This window comes from Sphingomonas sp. 66-10, from assembly GCF_001897045.1.
GTDB lineage: Bacteria > Pseudomonadota > Alphaproteobacteria > Sphingomonadales > Sphingomonadaceae > Sphingomonas > Sphingomonas lycopersici.
In genome coordinates, this window is sequence record NZ_MKRR01000137.1 from 42,992 (window position 1) to 51,189 (window position 8,198).

Sequence of the window (8,198 nt, forward strand, 5' to 3'; positions counted from 1 at the left end):
CGAGGACGCGACGCATATCCGGCGCAATATCCTGTTCGCGTTCGAGGAGGCGGAGCGATCAAACAACCCCGCGGAGCGGGCAGCCTATCTGACCTTCGCCATCATCGGGGGTGGGCCGACAGGGGTCGAACTTGCCGGGACGATCGCCGAATTGGCCCATGAAACGCTGCGGGGCGAATTCCGAAACTTCAGCATGGATGAAGTACGCGTCATCCTGATCGAAGCCGGCCCGCGCATCCTGCCGAGCTTCAAGGAGCATCTTGCCGCTTATGCCAAGCGTGCGCTTGAAAGGCTCAAGGTCGAGGTGTTGACCGATCATATGGTGACCGAATGCGATGCGGGCGGCGTCCATCTCGGCGAAACGCACCTCGCCACCCGAACCATTCTCTGGGCGGCAGGCGTCCAGGCATCGCCGGCGGGCGCGTGGCTGGATCTGCCGTGCGACCGCGCCGGGCGCGTGCTGGTCGAGCCGAATCTCACCGCCCCCGGGTTTCCCGACGTGTTCGTGATCGGCGATACCGCGCATGTCGAGGATGACGAGGGAACGCTCGTTCCCGGTGTCGCCCCCGCCGCAAAGCAGGAGGGACGGTTCGTTGCCGAGGTCATCCGGGCGCGACTGGCTGGCAAGACACCGCCCGAAAGGTTCCGGTACAAGAATGACGGCAGCCTGGCCACGATCGGAAAACGCGCCGCGATCGTCGATTTCGGCTGGGTGCGGCTGCGCGGGCGCCTCGCGTGGTGGCTATGGGGCTTTGTCCATATCTTCTTCCTGATCGGCGTCCGCAACCGGCTGATGGTGGCGCTCAGCTGGCTGTGGATCTATTGGACCGGCCAACGCAGCGCGCGGCTCATCACCCAATCCGGATCGGAAGAGCGGGAAGTTTCCGATTAGGAAGCAGGACCGCCCGACGGACGCAGAAGATGCGGCAGGACACGCGCCGCCAGGCCGACCGCCGCGTCGTTCCGTTCATCGAGCATGTCGCGAATATAGGGGCCGATGACCGCGTCGCCGAATGCCATCAGTGTCATCATCAGCACGGCTTCATGGACCCCGCGCGCAGTTTCGACGTCCCCGGTCTGATCGACGATCGCCGCGACCAATGCCTTCACTGCGTTACGCACAGGTTCGAGACGCGCGGCATTGCCCGACAGAATGATCCATGCCGCGAGCGACCCGGCGCCCCCCTTGCCGAACGCATCGAACATTTGGTCGACGACGATGACGGGGGCGCCCGCGTCTGCCCGGATCGTGTCGAGCGCAGCGATCAGGTCCTTGATCATCGATTCCATCAGCGTCGATTGAAGGTCCGCCGCCGATCCGAAATGGTAGATGACATTGGCATGCGTCATGCCGAGCTCATGGCCGACATTGGCGAGCGTTACCGCGCGCGGGCCGCGCTCCAGCAACAGCCGGCGGGCGATAACGAGCGCCTCCTCACGTACCCTCGGGCCATTCCGCTTGCTTCGCGCCCTGGGTGTCGGCGAACGCATGTTCAGGGTCCTTCTTTAATAGAAGACTGGACAGCGAGCGGCACGCTCATATTGCAACCCGTATTCGGGCTCGATATCCAGAAGCATTGCCGGTGCTAGGTTGAGACAAGGTGAAAGATCGGCGGATTGCGCACGCGGTCGCGCATGTCCGTATCGAAGAATTGATATTTAGAAGGCGATGCATGCGCCGCGCGACTTTCGCTCTATTATTGGTGGGGCGAGTTGGAGCGACGCCCGAAAGGCCGTTCCCCTTCCCCCGCCAGACGACGCCTATATTCCGGTCCGGCTGGATAGGGAGGTCGGCTTGGATCATTCTTTAACTGCTCTTCCTCTTGCTTCTCAGGAGCTGCAAGACAAGAAAAGACGCAAGGAAGAATGAAATATAAATGATCCAGGCGAACATCGGCGATGCGTTGCTGAACGTCAACCTAACGATGATCGCGCACACAATTGCTATTAAAAATAATAGCAGAATGTACCTTGAAAGAGACGCTAAACTCATTAAATCCGCCAAAAATTGTAAGAAACTGCGCGGTAGCAGAATTTAACAATACTGTTAAAGTACCTAAAAACCTTCAATTTGGTTCTGATCGCAGTCCGCCGGGCGTCAAGGCGGACGAGGTGGATGCTGCGATGAACCGTGACATGCTGGCGGCGAATCGAGTTCGCCGGCCTGCGTCTCGTCTACAGCTTGATCCTCGATCTACCGAGGGCGTGTCTGGACACATCGACGAGCGAGGACGACGTCCGGCGCGACGATTGCGACGAAGGGCCCTATATCACCGACCACAATGGCGCCGCCCTGCTCCTGCCGTCCGCAGGAGCAGGGTCGGACGGCGCCTCCCCGCGATCGGGGAAGATTACGCGGCGGTCAGCCTTGCCCGGCCCTGACGGCGCCGCATCGCGCCCGCCACCGCGCCAAAGCCGACGATCATCATCGCCCAGGTCGCGGGTTCCGGCACCCCGCCGACCGGCGTGCCGCTTTCCCTGGTGAAAAAGCCGACGGTATGATTGTCCGACTCATAGCCGGCGTTCGCCAGATTCTCCGAAAAGGTCACCTTGTCGAAGGTGCCGTTGGTATCGAAGAAGTTTAGAAAGACATAGGGTTGGCCGCCGTTGTTGCCGCCGAACGGCGCGTCGGGATTGCCGAAATAGCCGGGCATATTGCCGACCAGCGCGAGCACGTCAGCCGCCGAGAAAGTGAAAAGCGATGTCCCGGCTTTTGAGAAGGTCAGGGTGTTGCCGCTGTCGAGCGCGGACAACCAGAAGCCGAAATAATTGATTCCGGCGGGATTGGTGGTGGCAAGCGAGAGCGAGAAACCCGCGCCGCTCGATGTGCTCGCGAAATTGCCCGCGCCGCCCGCGCCGCCATATTGGTTTGCGGGGACAACATCGACGCCGGCATAGCTGCCCGAGATCACGCCGCCCGACCCGAAATCGGTGGTGAACGACCGGTTGTACCCGGAGACGATCGAATCGAACGTTTCGACACCCATCGAGGTGAAAGCGGCGGTGGAATGCTCGACGCCGGGATTTTCGATCGTCACATGGAAGGTGTCGGCATGGGCGACGCCCGACAGGGCCGCGCATAGGCCAGCGAAGAAGAATGCGGATCTTTTCATCGGTTCCCTCGTCCCCAAAAATGTCGTTCTCGGCGACGTGGCGACATCGCCACGGTTTTGGCGTTCTCGCCGAACGTCCGTGGCGCCATTTTCGGTCGATCGGATCGGGGCAACAATCCCGCGTTCGCGGGGGTATGGATAATAAACCGACAATCCCGCCGTCATCGTCTCAAAATGGTACGTGTCGGGTAAGGACAAATAATGCCCGAGAATTCAGGATTTACGCTCGGCGACGGGGATGGTCAGGATCAGCCGCGCGCCCTCGCCCGGCGCGCTATCGATCGCGATCCTGCCGCGCATTTGCTCGGCGCGGCGACGGATGTTGGTCAAGCCCCGTCCCTCCCCTGGCGAACCGGCCGCCCGGCCAGGATCGAATCCGATGCCATCGTCCGCCAGCGTTATCCGGATCGCCTTGCCCTCGGCCGCTTCGACCGTCAGCGCGATCCGGGTGGCGCGGGCGTGTCGCACGCTATTGGCAATCCCTTCCTGCAACAGCCGATAGAGACTGAGCAGCCGCCGCACGTCGAGGCTAGGCGCGGGGATCGGTAGCGTGCAGCGATAATCGAAAGCGATGCCTGACCGCGCGAGCCGCCCCTCGATACGCTCGCAGAACATCGCCAGCGCCTCGTCGATCGGCTCGTTCCCGGCATCGATCGCACTCGCCATATTGCGCAGGTCGTCGACCGCCGATTGCAATCCCTGCTCGACCTCTCCTTGCGTCAGCCGGCTGCCGCGCAAGTCGAGCAGCAGGTGGGTCAGCACGCCCCCTACCCCATCATGCATATCGCGCAGCAGTCGCTGGCGCTCGGCGTCGATCGCGATCAGTCGCTCCTGATGGCGCAGCAATTGTGACGAGCGCAGTAAACTGGCGTCCTGCTCCAGCACCTGCCGCTCAAGATCGCTGCGCGCCTCCTCAGCCTCCTGGTTGAGCAGCCGGCCTTGCAGCGCAATTTCGAACAATATCCCGAAGGTCGCCAGCGGCGGGGCGAGAACCGATGCCTGAAGCGTGAGATTGGGCGGGCGAAAGAACAGGTCGAAAGCGATCGACGCCAGCCCGGCAAGCAGCAATGCCAGCACACGGATCGCCGGCCCCGGCGCGGTGCGCGCCATCCGCAGCAAGGCGAGCAGGCCATAGCCGACCAGCAAGGTGAGCGCCGCTGCGTCGAGCCACGGCACGATCGTGGCGACCCCTTCTCCCAGCGCCATCGCCGCCAGCAGCGCAGCGAAGGCGGCCACGAAGCACGCAACCACCATCCGCGCCTCGCTCGCGCGCCAGCCGGCAAAGGCGTTCACGGCCAGCGCCGCTCCCGTCAGCATGAGATATTCGGTGCCGAACCGCAGGAGCGGAAACCAGCGATAGGGCAGGCTCGCGGCGCCAAAGGTGGTGAGCCACGCATCCGCGCCGACCAGGATCTGGAAAAGGCCGGTCACGGTTTGCAGCCGCGACATGCGATTGACCGGCAGCAGGACGAGCAACGCCGTTCCCGTCACCATCGCCACCGCGATCGCCACCCAGACCATGTCGAACCGCTGGAAGCTTTCCAACGCTGCCGCGCGACTCATCCGGTCGAACGGCCCGGCGTAGATCGCCGCCGGCTCGGGGCAATCGCCGTCGAGACAAGACAGGGACGCCGCCTCCCGCCCGCCGGTTTGCGCGGGCGACAGCGGGCTGGCGCGGGCAGGATGCAGCACGACGGGTTGCCAGCCGGGGAGACGCAGCACCGCCGGTCCCGGCAGATCGGCGACGTACGCGCCCATTCGCCCCGGCCCGACGGGCAGCGCCGCGCGCGCCGCCGTCACCCGGTCCGCCTCGGGAGACTCGATCGGGCGCACGCCAAGGACGATCAGGGCGTAGATGCTCCAGAACAGCAGTTGCACGCCGAGGATGATGATCACCGCACGCCGCCAACCGGTCGGCCGCCGCATCGCCGTCACGGATGCAGCAACCCGTTGCGGAAGGCGCGGACCATCGCCTCGCCCCGGCTGCTCACCCGGAGTTTGCGATAAATCGATTTCACATGATCGCCGATCGTGTGCGGCGATATCTCCAGCGCAACGGCGGCTTGTCGATTGCTGTAGCCGCGCGCCAGCAACTGCAGCAATTCGATCTCGCGCGGCGAAAGCCCCGGATCCCATTCCACCGTTCTCGCCTGCTCCTGCTGCTTGCGCAGATGGCGCAGCACATAAGCGGCGATGCTGGGCGAGAGCGGCGCGCTGCCGGTCAGGGCATCGGCCGCCTGCTGCCCGATATCGAGGCTGTCGAGGTCCTTCAGCAGATAACCGTCCGCCCCCGCGAGCACCGCTGCCAGCACCGTCTCCTGATCGCCGAGGACGGATAGGACGAGGATCTTCGGCTCCGGCCCGCCGCGCGCCCGAATATCGGCGATCAATTCGATCCCGCTACCGTCGGGCAGGCCGAGATCGAGGATGAACAGGTCCACCGAGCGATCGAGCAGCGCCCGCGCCTGTGCCAGCGTGGCAGCCGTGGCGACCAGCGACAGCCCCTCATGCGCCTCCACCCCGCGCGCGACATGCGTAGCCACGAGCGGGTCGTCCTCGACGATGACGACGCTCGCCGTCAACCGCGTCCGTTTCGACTATGGGCCACCGCGCCTCCCGTCGAGGGCGGCCCGTGCCGGCCGGTGCCCTCCACCGCCAGATTGATCGGCCGGGGCTGATGATTCAATCCCCCGATCACGGGATGCCTCTCACGTCACGAACGACGATTGCCTTTGGTCTCGCACTTAGACGACCGGCATCACAGCAAAATGGTGGAGCGTCTCTATATTCACCGTCTACAGTTTAAAGAGTAACGATAACAATGTTTATAGGCTTCGGCACGATTTTACATCGCTGTTAAACCCATTCTACCGAGTCGATAGTTTCGATTGTCGCGATGGCATCTCGTATCGACAATCGCCTGTAAGCGAAGGAACTTGGTGCGGTTGGCAATCAATATTTTAACATCGATGTAACAATCGCTCGAAATGAACGAATTCATAACGATCTGCCAGCATAGGCCCGGCCGTTCACGTGTACGAATGGACGAATCGGAATGCGCTTTGCTTTGTGCCTGACCCAGGAGCACAATCTTTGGCTGGTCGGCCTGGCAGCGGTCATCTGCCTGCTCGGCTCTCACATCACTTTCCGGCTTTTGCAGCGCCTGCGGCACGCCGAAGAGGGCACGCGCGTCGCGTGGACCTTCATGGGCGCGGTCGCCACCGGCGCGACGATCTGGTGTACCCATTTCGTCGCGATGATCGCGTACCAGCCGGGCATCCCCGTGGAATATGAGCCGATCTTGACCGGCGCCTCGCTCGGCCTTGCGATCCTCGGGAGCGCGCTGGCGCTATGGGTCGCCAATCACGATTTCCGCGCCGCCGGTGCATTGGGCGGGATGATCTTCGGGCGCCGTGACGGCCATGCACTATACCGGCATGCAGGCATTTGCGGTACGCGGCGTGATATTCTGGTCCGCGCACTATGTTGCCGCATCGATTGCCGGCGCGGTCCTATTCGGTGCCCTGGCGTTCCATCGCGGTCATGCCGCGGGCCGAAGAGATCCGGTCTGGGCGCCGGCCGCGCTGATGGTGCTTTGCATCATCATCCTCCATTTCACGGCGATGGCCGCGATCGAGATCGTTCCGTTCGCGCCGCGCGACGGCGAGCTCACCGCGAGCGCGGCAAACCTCGCAATGGCCTTCGCGGTAACCGGCGTCGGCCTTTTGATCCTGGGCACGGCGTTGTGCAGCCACGCGCTCGAGGCACAATCGCTCGCGCAGGCGCGCCGCCGGCTGGTCGAGCTTTTGGAAGGCAGCGTGGACGGCATGATCGTCGAACAGGATGGACACATCGTCGCGACGAATGCAGCCTTTGCATCGCTCGCCGGGGTCGACCATGACGAGATTGTCGGCGGCGCGTTGAGCAAGTGGCTTCCGGATATAGACAGAGTCCCGATCGGCGCGCTCACCCAGGCGACCCTTGCGGCCGGCGACCAGCGATCGATACCGGTCGAGGTCGCGCTGCGAAAAGATGATCAGCAGGCGCGGCCGAGCATGATCTATGCGGTTCGCGATCTGCGCCCGCGGCTCGCGCAGGAGCGACGCATCGCGCATCTCGCCCGCAACGACAGCCTGACCGGCCTGCCCAATCGCGCCTCGTTCCTCGAATGGCTCACCAGGCAGACCGATGAGAATGGCCCGTGCGCGCCGCTCGCATTGCTGTCGATCGATCTGGACCGCTTCAAGGAGGTCAACGACGTTCATGGCCATGCCGCCGGCGATCAATTGCTGATCACCATCGCAGAGCGGATGAAGGCAGCGATACGGCCGGGCGAATTCGTCGCGCGGCTCGGAGGCGACGAGTTCGTTGCGCTCATGACGCTGCAGGAACGCGAGGATGCGCTCGAACTGGTCGACCGCCTGCGCGACGCGGTGACTGCGCCGGTCGATCTCGACGGCAATCAGCTTTCCTGCGGGTTGAGCGCTGGCGTGGCGCTGTGGCCGCAGGATGCGCGCGAGATATCCTCGCTGATCAACAATGCCGATCTCGCCATGTATCGGGCCAAGGCATCTCTCACCACCGATGTGTGCTTCTACGAAGAGGCGATGGACAAGGCCGTCCGCGCGCGTCGCCGGATGGTGCAGGAGCTGCGCGAAGCGCTCGATCAAGGGCATTTATGCATCCATTGGCAAGTCCAGACCGCCGTTCGAACCGGCGATATTACCGGCTACGAGGCATTGGTGCGGTGGATTCGGGATGACGGGACGACGACCTCCCCCGAAGAATTCATTCCCATCGCCGAGCAATCGGGTCTTATCCTGCCGATCGGCGAATGGGTGCTTCGCACTGCCTGCGCGGAAGCGGCAGGGTGGCGGGAGCCCCATAAGATCGCGGTCAATCTGTCGCCGGTGCAGCTCGGCCATGTCGATTTGCCGCGGCTCATCCATCAGATTCTGCTTGAAACCGGCTTGCCGCCGTCGCGCCTCGAACTCGAAATCACCGAAACCGCGATGATCGCCGATTTCGACCGGACGACCCATGTCCTCCGGCAAATCAAGGCGCTGGGCGTGGCGGTGGCGATGG

At 63.4% G+C, this 8,198-nt stretch carries 7 protein-coding genes and 3 pseudogenes; 4 read left to right on the plus strand and 6 right to left on the minus strand.

Annotated elements, in window-relative coordinates:
• Nucleotides 1-892 (plus strand): NAD(P)/FAD-dependent oxidoreductase (locus tag BGN95_RS18645; RefSeq protein ID WP_286773632.1); only part of this gene is annotated, 892 nt, incomplete at its 5' end.
• On the opposite strand, the gene BGN95_RS18650 is transcribed toward BGN95_RS18645, so the two are convergent.
• From BGN95_RS18650 to BGN95_RS18675, 6 genes and pseudogenes are all read right to left on the minus strand, one after another.
• Nucleotides 889-1,281, minus strand: coding sequence for a hypothetical protein (locus tag BGN95_RS18650; RefSeq protein ID WP_286773716.1), 393 nt, complete (start codon nt 1,279-1,281; stop codon nt 889-891). The genes BGN95_RS18645 and BGN95_RS18650 overlap by 4 nt on opposite strands.
• 33 nt (nt 1,282-1,314) lie before the next feature.
• Nucleotides 1,315-1,491, minus strand: a pseudogene (locus tag BGN95_RS18655) (TetR/AcrR family transcriptional regulator); the annotation flags it as partial.
• A gap of 860 nt (nt 1,492-2,351) precedes the next feature.
• Nucleotides 2,352-3,113, minus strand: coding sequence for an Npun_F0296 family exosortase-dependent surface protein (locus BGN95_RS18660; RefSeq protein ID WP_286773633.1), 762 nt, complete (start codon nt 3,111-3,113; stop codon nt 2,352-2,354).
• 213 nt (nt 3,114-3,326) lie between these two features.
• A complete protein-coding gene (locus BGN95_RS18665; RefSeq protein WP_286773634.1) occupies nt 3,327-5,009 on the minus strand; it encodes a sensor histidine kinase in 1,683 nt (560 codons plus the stop codon).
• Nucleotides 5,010-5,044: 35 nt separating this feature from the next.
• Nucleotides 5,045-5,695: a response regulator gene (locus BGN95_RS18670; RefSeq protein ID WP_286773635.1), complete on the minus strand. Its 651-nt coding sequence runs from the start codon at nt 5,693-5,695 to the stop codon at nt 5,045-5,047.
• A 263-nt stretch (nt 5,696-5,958) separates the two neighbouring features.
• On the minus strand, nt 5,959-6,360 hold the full coding sequence (locus BGN95_RS18675; protein ID WP_286773717.1) for a hypothetical protein: 402 nt from the start codon (nt 6,358-6,360) through the stop codon (nt 5,959-5,961).
• Nucleotides 6,361-6,369: 9 nt separating this feature from the next.
• Here BGN95_RS18675 and BGN95_RS18680 point away from each other — a divergent pair.
• The 3 genes and pseudogenes from BGN95_RS18680 to BGN95_RS18690 form a co-directional block, all read left to right on the plus strand.
• A pseudogene (locus tag BGN95_RS18680) lies at nt 6,370-6,444 on the plus strand (hypothetical protein); the annotation flags it as partial.
• Between the two features lie 106 nt (nt 6,445-6,550).
• A pseudogene (locus BGN95_RS18685) lies at nt 6,551-7,627 on the plus strand (diguanylate cyclase domain-containing protein); the annotation flags it as partial.
• Between the two features lie 123 nt (nt 7,628-7,750).
• A partial coding sequence (locus BGN95_RS18690) for an EAL domain-containing protein (RefSeq protein ID WP_286773711.1) occupies nt 7,751-8,198 on the plus strand: 448 nt, incomplete at its 3' end.

Excerpts from the sequence above, each read along its gene's own strand:
- BGN95_RS18660 (WP_286773633.1), bottom strand. The coding sequence starts at position 3,113 with ATGAAAAGATCCGCATTCTTCTTCGCTGGCCTATGCGCGGCCCTGTCG.
- BGN95_RS18650 (WP_286773716.1), bottom strand. The coding sequence starts at position 1,281 with ATGATCAAGGACCTGATCGCTGCGCTCGACACGATCCGGGCAGACGCG.
- BGN95_RS18675 (WP_286773717.1), bottom strand. The coding sequence starts at position 6,360 with ATGGGTACACCAGATCGTCGCGCCGGTGGCGACCGCGCCCATGAAGGT.